Here is a 22,513-nt window from a genome sequence, read left to right on the forward strand (position 1 = left end):
TATTAAGGCAGCACCTTGACTACGGATGCTGCCTTTGACTGTTTAACGGAGACGGGTTATTTTTTCACGCCAAGTTGTTCGTAGTCGAAGCGATTCGCCTTCCTCTTTCGTAAATCGACGAGCTGCTGAACATGCTTTCGCACTCTTGCGATGACACCGGAGCGGTCCGTTAAAGAATGAAGAGGCTGCTGTTGGTCCCGTACAACAAAGAGCGAAGCCGACTTGACGGGAACATGACATAGCTGCTCGTAGGCCTCTGCATACAAAGCAAGCTGTGGTTCATAAAATGGAAGCAATTCTGCCCCGGAGCGACGAATTTGATTCGTTTTAAAATCAATGATATGGTACTCGTTTTCGTTCTTCACGATTTTATCTATTTCCCCTATAATTTCAGCTCCTTCAAAGGAAAAAGAGAACGCCCATTCATTCGCGACAGGTTCACCCAACCATTGTAGGGAATGTTGGTTCACTCCACGAAACAATCTTTGAATATGTTCCTCGTAATTGGTTCGTTCATCTTGGGTGCAATCATGTGCTGCAAGGGTCATCTCTATACTGCCAGCAAGGGTTACTCCTTGATCTACGAGTTCAAACACTTTATGAGCCAAGCTTCCTACCTTTGAAGGATCAATATTTGAATCTTCTTGTTTCGTTTTTGCTTCGTATTGAACGCTCGTCTCTATTCCGAGAATGTAGCGCTCGTAATAGGCGACCGGGTCTTGGATAAATGTCATCATTTCAGTTACAGACAATGGTACAAGTTCCGGCTGACGGGGAACGATTGGCGGAACCGTGTATGTCTGAATGTCTTTTTCCCAACGATCATGGGATGCAACGTCTTCTTCGATCTTTAAGTGAGACCTAAGTTCAGGCATTTCCTCTAACGCTTCTTCTACTTCGTATAGCCATGACGAGGTGGAAGGTTGTTCCTTACCTGTCATCCATAAGTAGTCACGTGCACGAGTAGCGGCCACATAGAATAGCCGTTTATTCTCTGCCATTGTAGCAAGATCGGCTTGCTCTTTAACAAGCGCAAAGGCAGGCGTCTCTAGTTTCACCACTCCATCATCCTCTTCCCATTCATGACGAAGGACAATGCCCATTTCTCGGTCGTAGCGAACCTGTCCTTTGTCCCGTTGCGGAACACGGTCAAGCTGTGGCAAACAGACGATCGGGAATTCAAGACCTTTCGAAGCGTGAACGGTCATAATATGGACGACGTTTCCTGCCACTTGCTCAACTTCGGCTTCTCCTTCCTTTTCCACCTCTGCTTGAATCAAGTCAAAACGTTGGAGCAGTTCTTCCAACACGTTCGTCTTCCAACCGCTCATCACATCGATGAGCTTTTCTACATTCCTCACTTTTTGCATTCCGTTTTCCTGAACAAAAAGAGACATCTTTAATCCTGTTTGGTCGAACAACTCATACAGGTGATCGATTAATGAAGGGACTGGACGGAACGGAACCCACCGATCAAGCCATGTACGCAACCTTACGAAAGCGTCCGTAACGACGGGGCGTTCAGCAAAAAGACTGGCCATCTCCTTATCAACGACAATATCAAACCATGTTAGTTCATCGGAAAAACGTTCCTTGACAAACATTAAATCATCGAGCGTTAGTCCGAACATTGGACTTCTAAGCAATGCAAAGAGATAGAGCTCTTCAAACGGGCGGTCAAGCCACCGTAGCAGTGTCACGAAGTCTAGAATTTCCTGTCGTTCGTAAAAGCCAACACCGCCATAGACGTGGTACGGAATACCTTTATCGCTTAGCGCCCGTTCTAAGGCTAACAATTCCGTCCGCACAGGAATCAAGATCGCCATATCTCCCCAATTCGGTGAACGCCACGATTCACCGTTCCATACCGTCGGCTCCCCTGTTCGCACCATCTCTAGCAAGCGATCGGCAATATGGTGATAGGGTACCTGATCATTATCCTTTTCTTTCTCCGTTGTTTTTGTTATGTGCAAGCTCACCCGGATGTCATCCTCTTTTTCTGGTTCTCTCGCAGGAATGAGAGAGGCGTAAGGGACTGAATGAACGCTTACGTCTTTCATTGCATGAGCAAACAGTCCGTTTACTGCATGAATGACAGGGGCGGTTGTTCGGTAGTTCGTATTCATCTCAATAAATTGCGCCTCTTTCTCATCCCGTGCCTGTTCACTCATTTCATTCATCAGCGTTACATCGGCTCCGCGAAAACGGTAGATCGATTGTTTTCCATCACCGACAAGAAACTGATAGGAAGGGTTGATCTTTGTGAGCACATCCATTTGCATTTGATTCGTATCTTGGAATTCATCGACCATCATATGTTTGAACTGGTCATGGCAGCTTTTCTGCACGTCCTCCTGATCCAACAAACAAACAGCATTCCTCTGAAAATCAGAAAAGTCGAAAGCACTTAAAAGTTGTTTCCGTTCTTTGTAGCGAGCCGCAAAATATTGCAACAAGTCGATAAAGGCTGTAAGAACCTCCTTTGTTATTGGTTGTACCTCTACCGAAAAAGAGGTCCATTGTTTTTTTAACCCTTTCCACTCATCATAGAGTTGTTGAAAGGCTGGTGCTTTCTCCCCCCAGCTTTTATGCCCTCGTGCTGGCATGGCTGCTGTCAGCGTTTGTACATATAAATCTGGCGCTTCAGGATTAAGCTGATGAAAACAGCTGAGTAGATTGTGAATGTGATCTTTGAGCGCTTTCGTCAAGCTTGGATCATTTCCATCGATCCGATCCACTAAACGAGACGCTTTTTCATGAAACTCCGCGATCTGCTGTTCTTTTTCGAGAAGGAGTGCATGGGTTTGCACATTGAGCATCGCATCACCATCCAAGCGTTTAAATACGTCGTCATCAGCATGAATGTCTCGAATGTGTTCGTATACTTGGAGTAGAGAAGACTCAAGGGAACGCTTCGTATAGCATTCAAGGAGCTTTGCGAACAAGGGACGTAAAAGTGCGTCTTGGAATAGATCGTCAAGTATCTCTCGTTTCATGATCGCTGCTTCCACTTCATCTAATACGATAAATGTTGGCGGAATGCCCGCTTCTTGCGCATACTCTAATAAGAGCCTTTGACAAAAGCTATGAAACGTACTAATTCGTGCCCGTTCCAACCCTTCTTTTTGCTTTTGCCAAAAAATCACCTGCCCCGCATCACCGTGGGCCTTCGCTTCTTCTACTTTTTCGAGCAACCGTTGCCGGATTCTTTCTTTCATTTCACGTGCTGCCTTCTCCGTGAATGTGATCGCCACCAGCTCGTCCACCTCAGCACCAAATGAAGCCTCTAGATCATTTTGTGTTTCCTGCCATTTTTGTTCACAAATGTGGACAAAGCGCTCTGTCAGAACGCGAGTCTTCCCTGAGCCGGCTCCAGCCGACAGAACGACGAGCGGAGCCCGGCTAAAAATCGCTTGTTCTTGCTCCTGGTTAAATGTTATTGCCATGAAGTTTCTCCCTCCTCTCGCTGTTCAGGTGTTACGCGACAGACTGCATGATAGGGGCAGCTTTTACTGCAATCTAGCGGCATCACAGAAAAGTCTTCATGCATCCCTTGCCAGAGCTGTTCGATTCTCTCATCCAAGTTGAACGCATGAAGAAAGTCAATCGTTCCAAGCTGCTCGTGGCGATTTTTGCAAAAAGCCGATACGCGAAAACGCGAACCTTTTCCCACATGTTCTGGCTTCCAAAGCCCATTGTTTGCTCGTTTTTCTGGTTCCTTAAGCGAGATGTAGGACGCCCCATACGCTTTTTTCTCCTTCAGTTGCTGTCCAGCAGCAATCATGTACAAAGGGAGCTGTAGCTTTAAACCAGACGGGACATCTTCCTCCATCTTCAAATGGGCTTGTCCTGTTTTATAGTCGTAAATCGTAAACCCTTCATGATCCACATCGATTCGGTCGACTTTTCCTGTAAGCGTAATGGTCGTCCCGCTTGGTAACCGAATCGGCAATGACACTGATCGTTCCAAGGAATAGATGGCCATCTCCTTGACCGGTTCATGATCCCAAAAGTGTTTTCGCTCCGCTTTCCACCACTTTCTTAACCGTTTCAGCCATTCACGTTTTATGAGCTCAAGCTCTAGTCGAGATAAGCTGAGATACCGCTGCTCTATTTCTTCCCAAAGAGCTAAAAATACCAATTCTACTTTTTGGCCGATCCGCCCTTTATCTGTCTCAGATAAGCGATGAAATGGTTGTCCAATCAAGTCTTCTTCCTCGTATATATGCTGGATCACTTGATGAATCAAATGGCCAAGATCGAGCGGTGAAACGCGTACATCTTTTTTCATTGGTTCCTTAACCGCGAAGATTCGCTCCATTCCGAAACGAAATGGACATCTAGCATATTGTTCAAGTGCCGTCACAGATAGAGTGTGCTGGGCGGAGAGCGGCTCTGATAAAGTTTCCTCCCCTGTCTTCAACCGCTCGACGTGTTGATGGATACGCTCTATTTCAGGAGATAATCCATTGATGACGTAGCCTTTCCCTAAAAAATGCGCAGCTTTTTCTTGTTGTTCTCCTACCGTCAATGCAAAAGGGGCCTCCATTCGTTTTTCAAACGTCCATTCATACGTCTCTGTCGCCACATACCGATCCAAAAAGGGCGAAGGTAAGAACGGTTCGTTCGGATTCATCCCCTTAATATAGGAGAAGACAATTTCTGGAGCGATATAAAAGAGCTGGTCAAAATACGCCTCTTGCTTCATTTTAAACACGTGTTGTGTTGGAGCGCCGTACGGAATTGGCAAAGAATATAAATCTCGCTCCTGCACATAACCTTGGAGTGAATGGGGAGCTGGAAACGTACCTTCATTCATACTTGTCACATACAGTTTATCCCCTTGAAACAGCGGCACGTCTCGCCACGTATGGATGGAAACACCGCGCTCTCGTCCTTTCTCAATCGTGAACTTTTTCCGCTCGAGCTGATAGTGAAGCCATTCCCTAAACAGGTCAAGGCGAATCGTAAATGCCATGAGACCTTTTTCTTCTAATTCTTGTCGCTTCTCTTGCACCAATGACTTTAAATAGGTCATGACGTGTAATTCAAATGCGATTTCCTGCGCTCGCCACGTCTCATGGCTCTCTCGCATGCGTTGCTCATAAAGGGAAGACAGTTCACTATCGTCCAGTAATCTTTCAAGCTGATGCAAATAAGCTAAAAACGTATCTCGCTTCCGCCAAACGTTCCCGCGCACTAGCTCAATCAACCGTCCAATCCCCTCATCCGCTACATCCCCCGTTGCCAAAAACGACTTCTTAGCCAATGCAAAGCTCGCACCGCTCGTAAACGTGAGCTTCATGATTAGTTCTAGCAGTGGCAGCTGCTCCCAGCTTGTAGCTGCGCGGCTCGGCATGCGGAGAACGTAATCAAGCCAATGGAGAATAGCTGAATCTCTAGCCGAACGTCGCTTGGAACGTTGCAATGGCACACCTAAAAATTTCGCCACTCGAAAAAGGACTGCTTCATCCGCCTTTTCATCTGCTAGTACAATTCCAAACGCATCATACGGCTTTTCGCTCAGTATAATGTCTTGCATCAATCCATAATATTGTTCTTCTGTCGTCGAGGCCGCCTTTACGGAAATACTTTCTGTCATAAGGTCGTTCCGATGATGGACCGTTTTCTGTTCAAACCCTAACGAAAGTAGATCGTTTAACGTTTGTTTGGCAATCGCAAACGTAGCTTGCGGGAGGTAAACATGAAAGGGAACATCCGCTTTTTTCAAGGCCGTGATCAATCGATATTGCAACGGACTGAAATCATAAAAGCCGTCCACGACAACAGCTCCTGTCATGAGCGATGGACGTTTACTCAAGCGATTCGCTGCTACCAGTATTTTTTGTTCGGGGTCAAGTAGCCGATTTTCGTTAACGGTTGCTTGTTCATATCGTTTAAATAGAGGCTTTAACGACTCAAGTCCAGCGGTATATTCCTCTACCTCTAAGCCTAACCGTTTGATTTGACCATATGTATCAGCATAGGCTTTCGCCTGATGTCGATCATGTGTACCACCTAGTGCGTCTTCCTCTAAAAATTGCTGAAAAAACAAATGCCGGTCTTCTTCCCCAATCACAACATAGGATTCTTTTGTCTCGTCTAAAATGAGCTCCGCAAGATCATCAAACGTGATGTAACGAATGCCTGGCTGCCGTTTTCTTCCGAGAGATAACCATTTTGCCGATGGAAGAATGTAATAGAGAGGCGTCCCCGTCATTTGCTGCCACTGAAACCAGTGCGTAAGACGTTTTCTGTTGGCAATCTCCTTCACTGTTGATTCATAGACTACTTGTTCAGCCACCGTCATCCTCCTTCCTGCTTGGACGAATCATTTCTACGTGTGGAATGCCATCTTCCACGTATTCTTCTGAGCACGCATGAAAACCGTGCACTTGATAAAAAGCTTGTAAATGAGCTTGGGCCTGTATTTGAATCGAAGGTGCACGTTCGAATGTATGTAAAAAACCGATGGCTTGCTCCATTAATGTATGCCCAAGTCCTTTACCACGTCCACTTGGAGCGATAATGACTCGTCCGATGGAGGCATGCTCATCGTATTTGACACCTGTTTGAAAAAGGCGAGCGTAGGCCAGTATCGTTCCATGATCAATCCCAAACAAATGACTCGCTTGTTGATCGTACCCGTCAAGTTCAGAGTAAGGACAAGCTTGTTCTACAACGAACACGTCAACCCGTAACCGCAAAAGCTCATACAATTCATCTTTCGTTAACTCTTGAAACGTTTTGCAGTGCCACTTCAACGGACTTCCTCCCTTGCTATTTGTACTCCTAGTGTATCACATTCAAACATACGTTTGGTTATTTAGAAAAACTTGGCTTGTTGCCCCGATCATTAGGCAAACATGCAAAAAGAGAGCAGCGTTTAGGAAGCGCCACTCTCCATGTCTTAAAACGAAATCACATTATAGCCGATCAATGCGACGAGCACAAGACAGGTGATGAATACAATCCAATAGATACGAGCCTGCTGGCCGATCGTTCCTTTGGACGTACGTGTCAACAACATCTCCATCGCATAGATAAGCACGATTGCAAGAACACCTTTTACGATAAACAAGAAAGCAAACTGCCAGTAGACGAGCATGCCAGCCCCTGTGATTAGCATGATCACAAAGAATAACCGGACGATCATATGAAGGATTTTTCCAGCCTTCCCTTTCCCTGCTTTGATCAAAAAATAGCTAACGAGAAAGAGAATAATTAAAATGGCCCATGATCCGCGGTGAGATTCATAGAAAATGTTATAAAGTTCTGGTGACAATTGTTACGCCTCCTTTCCCAATCTAAATCTTCCCGTTTCTTGTCCATTATAAAGGATTGAAAACGGATTTACCAAAATCATCTCCTCCCGTCACAAAACTGTTAGATTAAAAAATCTACTTTTTATGAACCCGCTACAAAAGTTTTTCTCCGAACAATGAGCCCATCAGTTCAACAGCAACCTCCGCCGTCTTATTTCGCTCATCGAGAATCGGGTTTACTTCCACAAATTCTGCTGAGGTCACAATCTCGGCTTCGGCTAACATCTCCATCGCCAAATGGCTTTCCCGGTAGGAAATTCCACCGAGCACCGGCGTGCCGACACCAGGGGCATCATTCGGATCAAGTCCATCTAAATCAAGGCTCAAATGGACACCATCCGTCCCGTTTGACACGTGGGCAATCGCTTCCTCCATCACCCTCGTCATCCCTAGTCGGTCCACTTCATGCATCGTAAAAATTTTCATCCCATGTTCGCGAATATATGCCTTTTCCCCTTCATCCAATGAACGGGCACCGATAATGACGACGTTTTCTGGCTTTATTTTCGGTGCAAAGCCGCCGATTGACGTAAGTTTTTCATGCCCGATGCCTAAGCTTACGGCCAGTGGCATACCATGAATGTTCCCAGATGGGGAGGTTTCTGCCGTATTCAAATCCCCGTGGGCATCGTACCAGATGACCCCTAATTGGTGTCGGCGCTTTGCCACCCCAGCTAACGTACCAATGGCGATGCTATGGTCCCCCCCTAGAACGAGCGGGAAGTATCCTTTCGCCACAGCTTTCTCCACATGGAGGCAGAGCTGCTCGTTCGCCTTGATGACCTCGCCTAAATTTTTTAAATTTGTTTTTTCCTCGCTTACTTCCCCGGGGCGATCAATCGGAATATCCCCCATGTCATCGACATGATAGCCAATTGATTGAAGCCTCTCAATTAATCCAGCATAGCGTAACGCACTTGGCCCCATGTCAACCCCCCGACGATTTTGTCCTAAATCCATCGGTGCTCCAATGACAGCAATTTTCTTTCGATCCATGTCTCTTCACCTCAGCTGTAAAGTCAAAGTTCCCTTATTTACTAGCAAAACATTTGTTCATCGCCTACTCTAGCTCTTTCTCTGTAATCACGAGAGTGGGGGTTGGTGACCTTGCTTGACTGCTGAATAGGCACTCAACATATTCATGTAACGATTTCCTTTAGGGCTCCCTCCTCAAACCCCTTCTACTTGCCCCATATTTTTCTGTTTGTTTTTTAATGGCTGCACTGTTCAAAACCGATCGCCTCCTTTAAGATTGACTGCCGAGAACGTTTACATAAAAATATACATTAATGAATAAAAATACTTTTTCTTCCATCCTTAGATTAATTATAACAGATCGACGTGGTCAACAGTATGATTTCTCTAAAAGGCAAAAAGGGAGATCACAATTGAGTGACCTCCCTCACCACGAACTCGTTCCATAAAAACCGAGAAGGAACGCGGCGATCGAACCGACAATGCTTAACAACACATAGGAAAAAAGCTTCTTCCACTCACGCTCCCTTATGAGTAGCACCGCCTCCACACTAAACGTCGAATACGTAGTAAAGGCACCAAAAAAGCCAATTCCACCGAAAAGATACCCTATATCATCATAAGATGCAGCAAACAGTTCATGATAATAAAGTCCGAAAAAAGCTCCTAACCCGAATGAGCCAAGCAGATTGACAACAAGCATAGCTATAGGAAAAGGCGGGTCTGGGAACCGCTTCATCATCCATTGACCGACAAGATAACGGGCAATAGCGCCGATGCCTCCACCAATCGCCACAATCAAGAGATTCATGAGCCTGCCACCTCTCGTTTCCGTCTCGTAGCAATCTTACTAGCAAGCAAATAGCCTAAGAGCGCGAATCCGATTCCGCCAAATAAGGACGCAGCCACATATATAAGAAAACTGAACGGATGGTGACTGTATAACAACACCGAGTCAGCCGCCAGCGTTGACATCGTTGTAAATCCTCCGCACAAGCCGACACCCAGTCCTTTCTTCAGCCATTCTTTAGGAACAATGACGAGAAACCAAGAAGTTAAAAAGCCAAGCAAAAAGCTGCCTACTATATTTTCAATGAGTGTTCCATACGGATAGCCAGTTGTTAACATCCACGTGTTGAGGAGAAAGCGAAAGTTCGTACCGATCGCTCCACCGATGCCGATGGCGACAATTTCCTTTACAGTCTGTCGCATGCTGAAAAACTCCTCCCAAAAGCAAACCTCTTCCTCCATTAAAAACGTTTTTCGTTCAGTATTCAACTGTGATGAAAAAAAGAATCCCGACCATGCTGATACACAAACTAAAATGCCGTCAATACAATGAACTACCGACTGACACATCTTTTAGAACAAAAGGTGATTGCGTCTAATGCCTTGAGTAGATGTCTGAGTCTAAAGTAAACGAAAACCAATAAAAAACCCTACGGCTATGAAGAACCGTAGAGTGTCTCATTCTTTTTTACACTTGATCCCGGTCAATTTCTAAGCGATCTTGTCCGGCAAAGGCAACTTCCATGTCAAATTCGACGACATTTTCTCGATCGAGATTGAAATAATCAAGGACTGCATCAATTACTTGATCTTCTTCCATATCTGGCGTGAGCTCTAGCGTATTGATCAATTCATCAATTCGCTCTCTAGCCTCTTCTCCTCTAAATGATTCTCCGGCTGCCACGTATTTGGCTTCCGTCTCATCCCATTCTTCCTCAAATTCGATGTCTACGACTTCATCATCTTCAAGCTCAATTTCTAAATCAAGCTTGGTGACCTCCCCTTCATCGCCTACTTCCCCTTCTTGTTCGGTCTCATCTACGGGGGTCTCATCCATCATCTCTTCGTCCTCTACAGGTGCTCCCGGCTGGTCTGCCTGTGGCCCACACGCAATGATCATGACACTTAATAACATCATTGAGAGGAATAAACCTAGTCGCTTGGACAACATTTTCATTAACCTCCTTTATGTATGTTCAATAAAAGCATGCCCCAGTCATCCACAAATTATGAACACGAATAAAGGCAAGTAGAGGGGGAACGGTATGGACAAAGGATGATAACAAAGAAAAAGGAGGCGCTTCCTCATGAAGTGGATGCTCAAATCTTTCGTCTTACTTTTAGGCTTCTCTTGTTTTTTCATTTCAATGAACCAATCGATTAGCTATGCAACTCCTAGCATCATTGATTTCGAACTTGAAATGGTTTTAAAGGATTACTCAACATATGACATTGAATACGAAATGAGTGAAAATGTACTAGACGCCACCTATAACGTCCCAAACGAACCGACCATAAAGGGGCAAGAAGCAGTTGAAAAAGTCCAATCGTTTATCGGAACATTGCAATTGCTGCCGAGCACGAGTAACATGCAAGCTGTTCAAAACGTTCTAACTCAGCTTCAGTTATCAAAGGACGATATTCACTTCTTTAAGTTAGAAGCTACATTTGACGGTGGAGCTACGCTTAATATCCACTGGGCAGGAAAGAACTGCTGTTGCAATGACTGTCAGCACAACAATGGACGCGATTAAAAAAACCTATAAACACGAAATGATTACCATTAAATGATAAAATTATAGGTATTTTTATGCGTCATTTACATTCCCTTAACAATTCATTGTTATGATCAAGCTTGACAGTACAATGAATTGGGGGTCTCAGCTTGAAACAAACGTTATCAAACAAACATAAAGGAAGTAGATGGGCAACAACAATTTTGGAAAAACTAAACTTGCGCCTCCGTCTCCTTCTTCTTTTTATCTCCGTTATGACTTTTTCAATTAGCATTGTCGGTCTTAGTTCATATTTCCAAGCGAGGGATGTGACGATGAAGACAATCGAAGACCGACTCGTTCGTGAAACAGAGTTAATGGAGTACCTTTCCGAAAATTTGCACTTTCTTTATGTTAGCGATCCAGAATACTTTATGCAGCAGCTCACGAGCAACGTCCGTTCACAACAGGCAACTCTTTTTGATGATGGGATCGCGTCAGATTATTTTTCCATCGTTCATGGTGAAATCAATCCTTTTATTGAACCGAACCATCTAACAGCACCATGGCCCGAATCCCTTGTGGAGCAAATCATTGACATGGGCCGTGGCCAAATTCATACAACGATTGCTGGTGATTCCTACACAATCTCGTTTCAAGAAATGGAGGCCATCGATGGAATTTATCTTTTAGCCGTTCCTACCGATACATATATGCACGAGATTAATCAAATGGCTTTGTATTCTCTCGTAATCGCAGTTGTTAGTTGTCTAATGGCTAGTCTGCTAATTCTGTTATTTGTTCGCTCCATTACAAAGCCATTGATGGCCTTACGCACATTAATGAAACGCGCTCAACTTGGTGAACAGAAACAGACCATTCCTGACACAACGATTCCTGAGCTTATCTCTCTTTATGAAAGTTACCATGCTCTAATGTCACAAATGACCCGAATGTTACAGGAGTTAAAGACAACAAGTCACGAACTTGAACGAACAGGCGCTAGACTGGAGGCTTCGTCAGAAGAGGCATTAGCATCTAACAGCCAAGTCGTACGAGCGATTCAGCTCGTGCAACAAGGAGCTGAGCAAACTGCAAGCCGTTCTGAACAAAATGCAGACAGATTTCACATTTTGAGTGATCAGCTCATGGACATGGTGAACAAAACGGACCATCTTTTTCAAAAAGCAGCAGCAATGAATGTCTCTGCTAAAGGAGGCGAAGCGAATATGCAGCAGCTGATTGAAACGATCCATACGTGCAAAGAAGATTTTCACCAACTGACAAAAACGATGAATCATGTAAGCGATCATGCCCTTTCGATTTCGGATCTCGTACAATTAATTCAAAGAATATCAGAACAGACGAAGCTCTTGGCGCTGAATGCATCTATAGAGGCGGCGCGAGCTGGAGATACGGGCAAAGGTTTTGCTGTTGTTGCCACAGAGGTTCGGAAGCTAGCAGAACAATCCTCCCAAGCAACAGACCAAATCACTCACTCGATTGCTTCGCTAGAAACGGTCACAACGCAAGCCTCGGAAGAATTTAAACACGTGCTTGAAAAAATGATGACACACCTGACAATTGCTTTTGATTCTAAAAACGCCTTTGATAAGTTAATGACCGATATTTCCGAGGTAGGTTGGAGTCTAACAAGCACTCAGGAAGATCTACACTCCATTGAACGGATCATTCCTGAGCTCGAAGAAACATTTCAACAGTTCATGACCGTCTCACAAGAGACGTTAGCAAGCACAGAGGAAATGATACATACAAGCAGCATACAAAGTGAGCAAGTAGCCAGTACGCACGCGATTGGCTTAGAGCTTTCAACACTAGCAAGCGCTCTTTCAACTAGGACAGAGCACTTTTCTCTACATGCAAAAAACACGTCGGCTTGACGTGTTTTGCTTTTAGTCTCTAATTTAAATCAAAGTGTTTCCCATTCACCTCATAGACGACCCACTCTGATACGTTCGTCGCATAGTCGGCAATACGCTCAAGATAACGGCCAACGAAAGCCATTTGTGTCACCTGATCAATCTCGATACTTTCTCTCGGCAGAGCGAACAGCTCACGAATAAACTGACCATACATCGTATCCACTTTATCATCTAATAGCGCCAATTTTTGCGCCATAAGCACATCAGATTTCTCATAAGCAACTAGGGCTTGTTGAATCATGCTTTGAGCAATCTGAAACATGTCAATTAATTGCTGTTTATAGTCGGGTAGACTGTCTGATTTAAGCCGACTCGATTGCTTGGCAATATCGACGACGAGGTCTGCAACTCGTTCAAGATCACCGGAAATTTTCAATGCGACAATCAATTTTCGTAAATCGGTCGCCACAGGCTGTTGTTTGGAAATAAGCAAGGTGACCTGATCGTGTAGGTCAAGTTCAAGCTGATTGATTCGCACATCCCCTTCAATAATGCTGTCCATCCGCTCAAGATCGAAGGTTTGAAAGGCAACCATCATCTCTTCGATAACAGTTTCCACTTGATGGCCCATCATTAAGATTCCTTGCTTTAAATAATCCAATTGGGAATGAAATTTACGCATTGACACGCTTTATCGCTTCCTTACCCGAAACGTCCGGTAATATAGTCTTCCGTTCTCTTATCAGAAGGATTGGAGAAAATAATATCCGTACTATCATACTCTACCACTTCTCCGTTTAAAAAGAATGCTGTTTTGTCTGAAATTCGAGCCGCCTGCTGCATATTGTGGGTCACAATAATGATCGAATACTCTTTTTTCAATTCTTGAATCAATTCTTCAATTTTTAACGTAGATTTCGGATCAAGGGCTGATGTCGGCTCATCCATTAAAATCACGTCTGGTTCGATCGCTAAACAGCGGGCGATGCAAAGGCGTTGCTGCTGACCACCAGAGAGACCGTAGGCATTTTCATGAAGACGGTCCTTTACTTCATCCCAAATCGCAGCCCCGCGCAAGCTCCGTTCGACAATCTCACTCAAAATTTTCTTGTTGCGGATGCCGTGAATTCTTGGTCCATAGGCTACATTATCAAAAATGGATTTTGGAAATGGATTGGGCTTCTGAAACACCATCCCTACACGAGTGCGCAACTCCTCCACTTGAAAGGATTTATCAAGAATGTTACGGCCACGATACGAAATGTTCCCAGAAATTCGCACGCTAGGAACGAGCTCAACCATACGATTTAACGTTTTAAGATACGTTGATTTTCCGCATCCTGAAGGACCAATAATCGCGGTCACTTCTTTTTCATAGATCGAAAGGTTGATATTTTTTAATGCATGATCCTTTCCGTACCATAGGTTCAAATCCCGCGTTTCATATGCAACGGTAGGTTCCCCTTGTATAACATGCTTTTGACGAGGTTGTGGTACAATAACCTCCACATTCTTCTTTTCCTTCACTGTTAATGCCATAATCGGTTCCCCCTAAACCTTAATATCGTTTTTGAAACTTGTTACGAATGATGATTGCCGTGGAATTGAGCAAGAACAAGACAAGAAGCAAGATGATGATGGTTGCCGCTGCCAGGTTGGCATATTCAGCCACTAATGCTGAGTCGATCGTCCAATAGTAAATTTGCACAGGCAAAATCGTAAAACGGTCCATCAAACCGCCCGGAAACGGAATAAGCAAAGCTGGGATGCCTAGAACAATTAACGGAGCTGTTTCTCCAATCGCACGTGAAAGCGATAGAATAGCCCCTGTTAAAATCCCTGGTAATGCTGCTGGTAGAATAATATTTTTAATCGTTTGCCACTTCGTTGCCCCTAAGCCGAAAGATGCTTCACTCAAATGGGACGGTATCGCCCGAATCGCTTCCTGACTCGCCACGACCACAATCGGTAAAACGAGTAAGGACATCGTCAATCCACCGGCGAGCACGACACTTCCTAAATCCATTGTGCGGACAAACACCGTAAGGCCTAATATCCCAAAAACAATGGAAGGTACCCCCGCCAAATTGGAAATGTTCGTTTCAATCAAAGATTGCAGTCGTCCTTTTTTTGCATAACACTCGAGATAAATTGCTGTCCCAACGCCTAAAAACATCGTAACTGGGGTAACAACCAGCATGAGCCATAACGTCCCTAACAACGCCCCCATAATCCCAGCTTTTTCAGGGTCTGATGAATGCCGTCCTGTGAGAAAGTCAAGATTGATCCAACTAGCGCCATCAGCAAGAACACGAGCAATCAACACAGCGAGCACAACCAAACCAAAGATCGTCGCAAGAAAAAATAGTCCTTTAGCCATTTGGTTGATCAGTACCCGACTGCTCATCTTTTTTTGAACGACGTTTGCATCAACATATTTCATCTTAATACTCCTCCCTAAATCTGCGAGAGATGTAACGAGCAAGTAGGTTCATAAGGAAGGTAAAGACGAACAGCGTCATCGCTACAGCATACAAGCTATAGTAAATCGTCGAGCCAGCTGGAGCGTCTCCTCCTGTCACTTCCACAATATAAGCCGTCATTGTTTGCATCGATTGCGTCACATCGAATGTAAAGTTTTTCGAGCTGCCGCTTGCGATCGTGACGATCATCGTCTCACCAATCGCTCTTGAAAACCCAAGAACAAACGAAGCGACAATTCCAGAAATAGCTGCAGGGATTACGACTTTAGTCGTTACTTCTAGCTTTGTTGCCCCGAGTGCAAGTGCTCCTTCACGCATAGCATTGGGTACAGAGCTCATAGCATCCTCAGAGAGGGAGGCAACCATTGGGATGATCATAATGCCCATGACAATTCCAGGACTTAATATATTCGTTGCTTCCAATCCAGGAACAACGTGTCGTAATAAGGGAGTCACAAATGTGAATGCAAAGAAACCATAGACGATGGTGGGAATTCCCGCCAACACTTCGAGCATTGGCTTCAACGTTCGCCGCAAGCGATCAGACGCATATTCACTTAAAAAGATCGCTGTCATTAAACCGATCGGAATGGCAACCACCATCGCAATGACTGTAGAAATTAACGTCCCTGTCAACAACGGCAGCACGCCAAATTCGGGATTTTGACTTAAAGGCTTAAGTACTGTCCCTGTGAAAAAGTCAACGATCGGTATTCGACTAAAAAACTCAATCGTTTCATGTAATAACGTATATAAAATTCCAATCGTTGTCAGAATCGAGACCGTCGCAATCACAAGGAGACATTTTGGAATTAACTTTTCTGCTAAATTCGCCAAGCTCTTCGTCTGCCTGTTTTTTTCAATCATCTCCCTTACATCGACAGCGCCCCTGACATTTAATTCGCTGTTGTTATTCATGGAGATCACTCCTTCCATCCCTTGTAGCAATAGATAAAGAAAATTCGGTGATTACCAAAGCCTTTAAAGGGCAACAGAGCGGCAGTTGCACTTATACTTCCACCTAAAATTTTGTCTACGTTAAATGACCTTCACTGCTAAAATTTTTTTCTTAAATCAAATGCAAGCAAGAAGATGAGAACTTTTTCAAGCTCTCATCCTATGCTCGTACACAATTGTTTTATTTTAGTCCTTCTAAGAAATTCACATACTCTTGAACTTCTTCTTCAGGTAATGGTGCAAATCCAGTTTCGCCGGCAAATTCGTTTACATTGTTTACAACGAATAGAGCAAAGTCTAGCACTTCTGGCTTTTCTTTCGCATGATTTACGTTTAAATATGTGAACACTGGACGAGTAAATGGTGCATAATCACCATCTTCTGCAATCGTCTCTAGATTAGGCTCAACTGGTCCATCACCGAAGTCAACATGAACAGCTCCTAGTTGATCTTGGTTGTTCACATAATAACCGAAGCCAAAAAACGCGATCGCATTTGGATCTTCAGATACTAGGTTAACAAGAGTAGAATATTCTTGCTGCAAGTTAACGTTATCTACAAGATCTTGCTCTTCCATAATGACTTCATAGAAAAACTCATACGTACCGTGGTTTTCGTTAGGTCCCATAGGATTAATTTCTTCATCTGGAAACTCTGGGCGGATGTCAGACCATTTTTCCACTCCACCGTCTGCAGCGAAAATGCTGATTAGCTCTTCTTTTGTTAACTCTGTCGCCCAGTCGTTGTCTGGGTGAATGACAAATGTAAGACCGTCTAAAGCAACTTTGAATTCTTGAACGTCTATTCCAAGCTCTTCTGCCGTTTCTTTCTCTTCGTCCTTGATCTGACGAGACGCATCGTTGAAGTCTGTTCCGTTTTCTACGAGAAATTTACCAAATCCAGCACTTGTTCCAGCGCGGCTTACCTCTACTGAAACGTTCGGTTGCTCGCTTATCATATACTCTTCAGCAATGGCTGCCATTAACGGATAAACCGTACCAGAACCATCAACGACAACACTACCTTCAAGCTCATCGCTTCCAGTAGCCTCCTCTGTCGTTTCTTCAGGAGCTTCCGTTGTTTCTTCATCCCCTGGCTCTGCTTGTGTATCTTCTCCCGATCCACACGCAGCAACGATGACCATAAGCACCGTCATAGTAAGTAATAGCATGAACTTTTTGACATTCACAGAATTGTCCTCCCTTTTTTATACGGTTGTTTACTATTTTGAGCGACATGGTTTTTGTCCCTCCACAATCCGTAGTATAGAGAGAAAATATTAATCACATATATACTAAACGTAAAGGTTTTGTAAACGGGAGACGAACCTTGTCTAACCATCGTGTTTTTACTAGATTTACTAGAAATTTTGTCCTCTTATGTGGTCGTATTCGCTTAAACCGTAAAAAGACCGCCTCTTTCATAACAATGTAGAGGCAGTCCCTGTGTTACGGTGCTCATTCTATTAGCAGCAAGATCTTTTTGCCAGAAAGTCGCTTTTACATACACCTGTCTTTGGTAATTGAAGCTCCACACGTTCGGCTTCTTTCTTGCTCCCTGCAAGTGATGCAACAATCGAACGTACTTGCTCATAACCTGTGGCAAGCAAAAAGGTCGGTGCCCTCCCGTAGCTTTTTACGCCAGCAATATAGAAATTTTTTTCCGGTTGTCTAAGCTCCTTTTCCCCGTGGGGTCTCACTGTACCGCAGCTATGAATGTTCGGATCGATGAGAGGTGCTAATGCTGGCACACTTTCTAGCTTCGAATCCAGTTGATAGCGAATGTCCCGGTGATAGTCAACGGTTGGTCTTGCACCTGTATTGGCCACAATTTCATCTACAAGCGGGAGGGAAATAGGGGATTCATTTTGTACCCCAACTATGCTTAAACGACCTTCCACTCGGTCAATTTGCTCCATTTCAAATGAAGAGATCAACTCCACCTTCTGTTTCGATAGCAAGGCTTCTAACGCTAATCCAAGCTGGCCTCGTGCCGGTAATGCGTCTTCCTGCCCGCCACCAAACAACCCATTCGGACTGTTTCTGCGAATCGCCCATAAGATCCGAGTGGATGGAGCGGCTTCCTTTAATTGAGCTAAATCAAGCAATGTATGAATCGCAGAGTGGCCACTTCCTACAACAAGTATCGTTTTCCCTTCATAACGGCTGCGATCTTTTCCCTTTACATCAGGAATACCATAATAAATCGAGTCTTTCGCCTCCTGCTCGCCAATGGCTGGTACCCCACCAGCCCCGATCGGATTAGGGGAGAACCATGTCCCTGTAGCATCAATCACCGCCCTCGCCCTAAGAGTCTTTTGGTCGTTATCTTGCTTGTAGCGAATGATAAACGGTGTGTTTTCCCGATTGTGATCCTTGATTTTATCGATACCTTTTCGATAAATCGACTGAACCGGTGCATTCGTGTAAATATACGGCTTTAATGCCTTCGTTTCAGCAAGTGGCTGTAAATAATCTCGAACCAATTGTTCTCCTGTCGGTAAGTGGTCTCCAGCGGGCTCTTTCCAGCTTTCTTTCTCTAACAGAGATTTTGCTGCTCTGTCGATGTTATATTTCCAAGGAGAAAACAATGAAACGTGCTTCCATTCTAAAATCGAAGCTCCGACTTCACTTTTTCCTTCAAATAAAACAAACGGAACGTCCCGAACCGCTAAATGAGCTGCCGCCGCTAATCCGACAGGCCCTCCACCAATGATTGCTACAGGTAAAGAATTCATGTTTAACCGCCACCTTATATCAATTTTTTTTGATTTAATAACTGAAGAAAAATCGCCTATTGGCGAGCATAAAAGGAAAAAGAAAGGAGCAAACCCTCTGTCCAACTTGCATTCCCTCTACTGCGGGCGAAAAACACAGCACAATTGTTCAGAGAGTAATGCTTTAACTGTTTGGTCTTTCAAGCGATAATAGTTCCATTGACCTCGCTTCTGACGTTCAATTAAGTCAGCATCGAGCAAAATCTTCAGATGATATGATAATTTCGATTGAGGTAAGTTCATCATCTGTTGTAAATCACAAACACAGACCTCATGATGTTGGCATAACTCATACATGAGTAATAAACGTTTTTCATCGGCTAATGCTTTAAATTTTTGCTCAAATATCTTAAAGTCTGGCTTTACTGGAATAAGCTCGATATCCATTGTGCACCTCCTTTATCAACTTTTTTTGATTTATTGTTAGTTTACACGATGCCTGTTAGTTTATGCAAGTGTTAAATCAATTTTTTTTGATTAACTTTCTCTGATGCTCTAGTGATTTTCAGACTAAAACTTTTTTAAACTCATGTAATATTCCTTTGTGTCTTTATCAAATTTTTCTAAAGCGTATCGGAGAGTTACTCGAGGCATGATAGCTCCAAACTTGTCTAAAAATTGTTTAAGCCTATTTTCATCTTTTTTTCCTGCTTCCCGAAGCCAACTTCCCACCGCTTTATTGATCAACCGGTCGTTTTGTCATCTCAATTCTCCCTTCATGAATGGTTTACGATCGCTTAAGGATAGAAGGTTTTTCTCTTCTACTGCAATCACCTGAAAAATTTCATAGTCAATCTATCCTTTCGCTTTTTAGATGATCGATCCTCTAATCCTTCTTTAAAAGTTCAATATTAACGAATTAGTGAAACGTTTTTTGCTCTTTCGGATGACATTCTTTCTAGAAGGGTAATATGATAATAATTCATTCGACGAGGGTACATTGAAAAATACAGTTGCTCAGAAAGGATGGTTCATATGGATGTTTCATTTGTAAGAGATTATATCAATCTTGTTGATCATTTATCTGATGCCTTACTGCTTGTTGACAAAACGTACGAGTTTATAGGAATGAGCGCTGAGGAATGGGGAAGGTTGTCTTCCCAAGAAAAGCGAGGTTACTTGCAAACGATGGCCGATGATGTCATTTATGCGCTAGGGGCTATGCAGAAAGTACGTGTCGGTGAAAGTATCATTTCTTATGAACACCCAGCTCAGGCCATTATTGTCAACAGCGCGAACCATGTCGCACATGTCATTCGGCTGAAGTAAAGTTACGTTCCCCACGTCCTTCATTTTTTTATCATAACATAAAAAATAACCTCCTATGACATCAGCATCATAGGAGACCAGTGGTTATTTTCCTGTTTCAGCAAATGTTTTAATGCGCTCGCCAATTTCATCGCGTACCCGACAGAAGACAGCCCATTTTTCTTCATCGGTTCCTTCCGCTTTTGCTGGATCATCAAATCCCCAATGCACTCTCTCTTTGTTCGAAGGGGTTGCAGGACATACGTCCGCTGCGTGCCCGCAAAGGGTGACGACTAGGTCGGCTTTTTGCAATAACTCTTGATCAATTGTATCCGACGTCTGCTCGGAAATATCAATTCCAATTTCCTTCATTGCTTTCACAGCGTTCGGATTAACACCATGGGCTTCAATCCCAGCTGAATAGACGTCCCATTCGTCTCCTAAATATTTTTTCCCCCACCCTTCGGCCATTTGACTCCGGCAAGAATTTCCTGTGCATAGAAAGTAAATCACCTTTTTATTCATTGCTCTCTCCAACTCCTTTTTCTGTCGTTATGAAATAAGCATTAGCCATAAGTAAAGACCGACCAATGTAATAAATAAGGTTGGTACAGTCAGAATGATTCCAACTTTAAAGTAGTAACCCCACGTAATTTTCATCCCTTTTTTCGATAAAACATGGAGCCATAATAAGGTGGCTAATGAGCCAATCGGCGTAATTTTCGGTCCAAGGTCCGAACCTATAACATTGGCGTAAATGAGCGCTTCCCGCATGATCCCCATAGTATTTGTATCAGCAATCGCTAAGGCGTTAATCATGACCGTAGGCATGTTATTCATAAGGGAAGATAAGATGGCAGCAATAAATCCCATCGCCATCGTACCGGCAAACAACCCTTGGGCCGCTGCAAGTTCAATAATGTCGGCCAGAATATTAGTTAAGCCAACATTGCGCAGACCGTAAACAACAACGTACATCCCGATGGAGAATACGACGATCGCCCATGGGGCACCTTTTATAATTCCAGTCGTATTCAGCGCTTTGTTTTTTCCACTCGCTCTCCGGAAAATGAGATAAAACACAAAGGCAATTGGCATCGCGACAAAGGAAACAGGGATATGAACAAACTCACTGACGAAATAGCCAATGAGTAGGACAGCGAGAATAACCCATGAGAGTTTAAACATCGCCTTATCCTTAATCGCTTCATGTGGCTTTTTTAACTGTGACAGGTCGTAAGTTTTTGGCATATCCTTTCGAAAATAAAGATATAGCACCACGATGCTAGCAGCTAATGCAAAAAGGTTCGGCACGACCATTCTTGTCGCATACTCGACAAAGCCAATGTTGAAAAAATCGGCAGACACGATATTCACCAAGTTACTTACGATTAACGGCAACGATGTTGTATCGGCGATAAAGCCGCTCGCCATAACAAATGGAAGCACCATCGCTTCCTTAAACTTTAGCGCTCGCACCATGGCGAGAACGATTGGCGTTAAAATAAGAGCCGCCCCGTCATTCGCAAATAAGGCTGCAACAATCGCCCCTAATAACGTAATATACAAGAACATTTTAATCCCACTCCCATTTGCCACACGGGCCATATGGAGAGCAGACCATTCAAAAAAGCCAATCTCATCCAAAATAAGGGAAATAATAATAATGGCAACAAACGTTAATGTCGCATTCCACACAATTCCCGTCACCGCTTGAACATCAGCAAAATCAACGACACCAGCAAGCAGGGCAAGCACTGCTCCAATGGTTGCTGACCACCCGATTGATAGCCCGCGTGGCTGCCAGATAACGAGCACAAGCGTAAACAGGAAAATGAGGGATGCTACAATCACAGAGGACAAACGTCTCCACTCCCATTCTTAGGTTTTTTTAATCACAACATACTCGCAAACCGTCTTTTTCTAGTTCTCTTAATCTTTCTGTCTGGTCTGGGATATGGTTAAGTAACGACGCGACCATGTCGTATGCTTCATGCTTTTTATTCACACGAAAAAAGATCCATTGGCCTCGCCGTTCTTCCTCGATTAAGCCCACGTCGCGAAGCTTGCGAAGGTGTTGGCTAATCGAAGGCTGACTCATTTGGAACAGCTCAACAAATTCGCAGACACAGCACTCGTCTTCAAGCATCAGGGCCACCATCGTTAACCTCGTTTTATCTCCAAGCAATTTTAACACTTTGGCCGCAGTTGCAACCTCCATTTGCTGTTTTACAGACGCCATGGATTACACCTCACTTTCCCTATCCATCATCAGTATATAAACATATACTTATATACGCAACTATTAGTACATATATTTTATGTTAAGTGTTTGTAAATTCGTCTAATATATAAAGAAAAC

Annotated in this window: 22 protein-coding genes; 3 read left to right on the plus strand and 19 right to left on the minus strand. The window is 43.9% G+C overall.

Features of this window, described 5'->3' with window-relative positions; all coding sequences use genetic code 11:
- Nucleotides 1-56 precede the first annotated feature (56 nt).
- The 8 genes from FED51_RS15130 to FED51_RS15165 form a co-directional block, all read right to left on the minus strand.
- The gene (locus tag FED51_RS15130; protein ID WP_053430613.1) at nucleotides 57-3,446 is read right to left on the minus strand and encodes a UvrD-helicase domain-containing protein; all 3,390 of its coding nucleotides are present in this window, start codon (nucleotides 3,444-3,446) and stop codon (nucleotides 57-59) included.
- Nucleotides 3,437-6,304 (minus strand): PD-(D/E)XK nuclease family protein, encoded by a 2,868-nt coding sequence (locus FED51_RS15135; protein WP_053430612.1) that lies wholly within the window; start codon nucleotides 6,302-6,304, stop codon nucleotides 3,437-3,439. The genes FED51_RS15130 and FED51_RS15135 overlap by 10 nt, the downstream gene beginning before the upstream one ends.
- Complete coding sequence (locus FED51_RS15140; RefSeq protein WP_053430611.1) at nucleotides 6,297-6,764, minus strand: GNAT family N-acetyltransferase; 468 nt, start codon at nucleotides 6,762-6,764, stop codon at nucleotides 6,297-6,299. Before FED51_RS15140 ends, FED51_RS15135 begins: the two co-directional genes overlap by 8 nt.
- A gap of 146 nt (nucleotides 6,765-6,910) precedes the next feature.
- Nucleotides 6,911-7,285 (minus strand): YisL family protein, encoded by a 375-nt coding sequence (locus FED51_RS15145; RefSeq protein WP_010899127.1) that lies wholly within the window; start codon nucleotides 7,283-7,285, stop codon nucleotides 6,911-6,913.
- 133 nt (nucleotides 7,286-7,418) lie between these two features.
- Nucleotides 7,419-8,321: an arginase gene (rocF, locus tag FED51_RS15150; protein WP_053430610.1), complete on the minus strand. Its 903-nt coding sequence runs from the start codon at nucleotides 8,319-8,321 to the stop codon at nucleotides 7,419-7,421.
- A gap of 406 nt (nucleotides 8,322-8,727) precedes the next feature.
- Complete coding sequence (gene crcB / locus FED51_RS15155; RefSeq protein WP_010899130.1) at nucleotides 8,728-9,111, minus strand: fluoride efflux transporter CrcB; 384 nt, start codon at nucleotides 9,109-9,111, stop codon at nucleotides 8,728-8,730.
- Nucleotides 9,108-9,512: a fluoride efflux transporter FluC gene (locus FED51_RS15160; protein ID WP_053430609.1), complete on the minus strand. Its 405-nt coding sequence runs from the start codon at nucleotides 9,510-9,512 to the stop codon at nucleotides 9,108-9,110. Before FED51_RS15160 ends, crcB begins: the two co-directional genes overlap by 4 nt.
- A gap of 265 nt (nucleotides 9,513-9,777) precedes the next feature.
- On the minus strand, nucleotides 9,778-10,260 hold the full coding sequence (locus tag FED51_RS15165) for a YusW family protein (protein WP_053430608.1): 483 nt from the start codon (nucleotides 10,258-10,260) through the stop codon (nucleotides 9,778-9,780).
- A 136-nt stretch (nucleotides 10,261-10,396) separates the two neighbouring features.
- On the opposite strand from FED51_RS15165, the gene FED51_RS15170 reads away from it, so the two are divergent.
- Nucleotides 10,397-10,843 carry a YusW family protein gene (locus FED51_RS15170; RefSeq protein ID WP_053430607.1) on the plus strand — a complete coding sequence of 149 codons (447 nt, stop codon included), beginning with the start codon at nucleotides 10,397-10,399 and terminating at the stop codon, nucleotides 10,841-10,843.
- A 131-nt stretch (nucleotides 10,844-10,974) separates the two neighbouring features.
- On the plus strand, nucleotides 10,975-12,705 hold the full coding sequence (locus FED51_RS15175; protein WP_053430606.1) for a methyl-accepting chemotaxis protein: 1,731 nt from the start codon (nucleotides 10,975-10,977) through the stop codon (nucleotides 12,703-12,705).
- Between the two features lie 19 nt (nucleotides 12,706-12,724).
- Here the strand turns inward: FED51_RS15175 and phoU are convergent, their stop codons facing one another.
- From phoU to FED51_RS15215, 8 genes are all read right to left on the minus strand, one after another.
- A complete protein-coding gene (gene phoU / locus FED51_RS15180; protein WP_041821728.1) occupies nucleotides 12,725-13,369 on the minus strand; it encodes a phosphate signaling complex protein PhoU in 645 nt (214 codons plus the stop codon).
- Between the two features lie 20 nt (nucleotides 13,370-13,389).
- A complete protein-coding gene (pstB, locus tag FED51_RS15185; protein WP_053430605.1) occupies nucleotides 13,390-14,226 on the minus strand; it encodes a phosphate ABC transporter ATP-binding protein PstB in 837 nt (278 codons plus the stop codon).
- Nucleotides 14,227-14,245: 19 nt separating this feature from the next.
- Nucleotides 14,246-15,130, minus strand: coding sequence for a phosphate ABC transporter permease PstA (gene pstA / locus FED51_RS15190; protein WP_053430604.1), 885 nt, complete (start codon nucleotides 15,128-15,130; stop codon nucleotides 14,246-14,248).
- Between the two features lies 1 nt (nucleotide 15,131).
- Nucleotides 15,132-16,088, minus strand: coding sequence for a phosphate ABC transporter permease subunit PstC (gene pstC, locus FED51_RS15195; protein ID WP_010899137.1), 957 nt, complete (start codon nucleotides 16,086-16,088; stop codon nucleotides 15,132-15,134).
- A gap of 220 nt (nucleotides 16,089-16,308) precedes the next feature.
- Entirely contained in the window at nucleotides 16,309-17,316 is a 1,008-nt protein-coding gene (locus FED51_RS15200) for a PstS family phosphate ABC transporter substrate-binding protein (protein WP_010899138.1), read from the minus strand.
- A 276-nt stretch (nucleotides 17,317-17,592) separates the two neighbouring features.
- Nucleotides 17,593-18,864, minus strand: a complete 1,272-nt coding sequence (locus FED51_RS15205) for an NAD(P)-binding domain-containing protein (protein WP_083445476.1) — start codon at nucleotides 18,862-18,864, stop codon at nucleotides 17,593-17,595.
- Nucleotides 18,865-18,981: 117 nt separating this feature from the next.
- Complete coding sequence (locus FED51_RS15210) at nucleotides 18,982-19,290, minus strand: ArsR/SmtB family transcription factor (RefSeq protein WP_010899140.1); 309 nt, start codon at nucleotides 19,288-19,290, stop codon at nucleotides 18,982-18,984.
- Between the two features lie 123 nt (nucleotides 19,291-19,413).
- Nucleotides 19,414-19,590: a DNA alkylation repair protein gene (locus tag FED51_RS15215; RefSeq protein WP_083445475.1), complete on the minus strand. Its 177-nt coding sequence runs from the start codon at nucleotides 19,588-19,590 to the stop codon at nucleotides 19,414-19,416.
- Between the two features lie 288 nt (nucleotides 19,591-19,878).
- Between FED51_RS15215 and FED51_RS15220 the strand changes: the two genes are divergently transcribed.
- A complete protein-coding gene (locus tag FED51_RS15220) occupies nucleotides 19,879-20,172 on the plus strand; it encodes a hypothetical protein (protein ID WP_053430603.1) in 294 nt (97 codons plus the stop codon).
- Nucleotides 20,173-20,256: 84 nt separating this feature from the next.
- On the opposite strand, the gene arsC is transcribed toward FED51_RS15220, so the two are convergent.
- Genes arsC through FED51_RS15235 form a run of 3 tightly spaced genes read right to left on the minus strand, consistent with a single transcriptional unit; the run spans nucleotide 20,257 to nucleotide 22,393 of the window.
- Complete coding sequence (arsC, locus tag FED51_RS15225) at nucleotides 20,257-20,676, minus strand: arsenate reductase (thioredoxin) (protein WP_053430602.1); 420 nt, start codon at nucleotides 20,674-20,676, stop codon at nucleotides 20,257-20,259.
- Nucleotides 20,677-20,703: 27 nt separating this feature from the next.
- A complete protein-coding gene (locus tag FED51_RS15230; protein ID WP_010899143.1) occupies nucleotides 20,704-22,014 on the minus strand; it encodes an arsenic transporter in 1,311 nt (436 codons plus the stop codon).
- Nucleotides 22,015-22,042: 28 nt separating this feature from the next.
- A complete protein-coding gene (locus FED51_RS15235; protein WP_053430601.1) occupies nucleotides 22,043-22,393 on the minus strand; it encodes an ArsR/SmtB family transcription factor in 351 nt (116 codons plus the stop codon).
- Between the last annotated feature and the right edge of the window lie 120 nt (nucleotides 22,394-22,513).

Source organism: Halalkalibacterium halodurans (assembly GCF_005671335.1).
Taxonomy (GTDB): Bacteria; Bacillota; Bacilli; order Bacillales; family Bacillaceae_D; genus Halalkalibacterium; species Halalkalibacterium halodurans.

Excerpts from the sequence above, each read along its gene's own strand:
- FED51_RS15130 (WP_053430613.1), bottom strand. The coding sequence starts at position 3,446 with ATGGCAATAACATTTAACCAGGAGCAAGAACAAGCGATTTTTAGCCGG.
- rocF (WP_053430610.1), bottom strand. The coding sequence starts at position 8,321 with ATGGATCGAAAGAAAATTGCTGTCATTGGAGCACCGATGGATTTAGGA.
- crcB (WP_010899130.1), bottom strand. The coding sequence starts at position 9,111 with ATGAATCTCTTGATTGTGGCGATTGGTGGAGGCATCGGCGCTATTGCC.
- FED51_RS15160 (WP_053430609.1), bottom strand. The coding sequence starts at position 9,512 with ATGCGACAGACTGTAAAGGAAATTGTCGCCATCGGCATCGGTGGAGCG.
- FED51_RS15165 (WP_053430608.1), bottom strand. The coding sequence starts at position 10,260 with ATGTTGTCCAAGCGACTAGGTTTATTCCTCTCAATGATGTTATTAAGT.
- FED51_RS15170 (WP_053430607.1), top strand. The coding sequence starts at position 10,397 with ATGAAGTGGATGCTCAAATCTTTCGTCTTACTTTTAGGCTTCTCTTGT.
- phoU (WP_041821728.1), bottom strand. The coding sequence starts at position 13,369 with ATGCGTAAATTTCATTCCCAATTGGATTATTTAAAGCAAGGAATCTTA.
- pstB (WP_053430605.1), bottom strand. The coding sequence starts at position 14,226 with ATGGCATTAACAGTGAAGGAAAAGAAGAATGTGGAGGTTATTGTACCA.
- pstA (WP_053430604.1), bottom strand. The coding sequence starts at position 15,130 with ATGAAATATGTTGATGCAAACGTCGTTCAAAAAAAGATGAGCAGTCGG.
- pstC (WP_010899137.1), bottom strand. The coding sequence starts at position 16,088 with ATGAATAACAACAGCGAATTAAATGTCAGGGGCGCTGTCGATGTAAGG.
- FED51_RS15205 (WP_083445476.1), bottom strand. The coding sequence starts at position 18,864 with ATGAATTCTTTACCTGTAGCAATCATTGGTGGAGGGCCTGTCGGATTA.
- FED51_RS15210 (WP_010899140.1), bottom strand. The coding sequence starts at position 19,290 with ATGGATATCGAGCTTATTCCAGTAAAGCCAGACTTTAAGATATTTGAG.
- FED51_RS15220 (WP_053430603.1), top strand. The coding sequence starts at position 19,879 with ATGGATGTTTCATTTGTAAGAGATTATATCAATCTTGTTGATCATTTA.
- arsC (WP_053430602.1), bottom strand. The coding sequence starts at position 20,676 with ATGAATAAAAAGGTGATTTACTTTCTATGCACAGGAAATTCTTGCCGG.
- FED51_RS15235 (WP_053430601.1), bottom strand. The coding sequence starts at position 22,393 with ATGGCGTCTGTAAAACAGCAAATGGAGGTTGCAACTGCGGCCAAAGTG.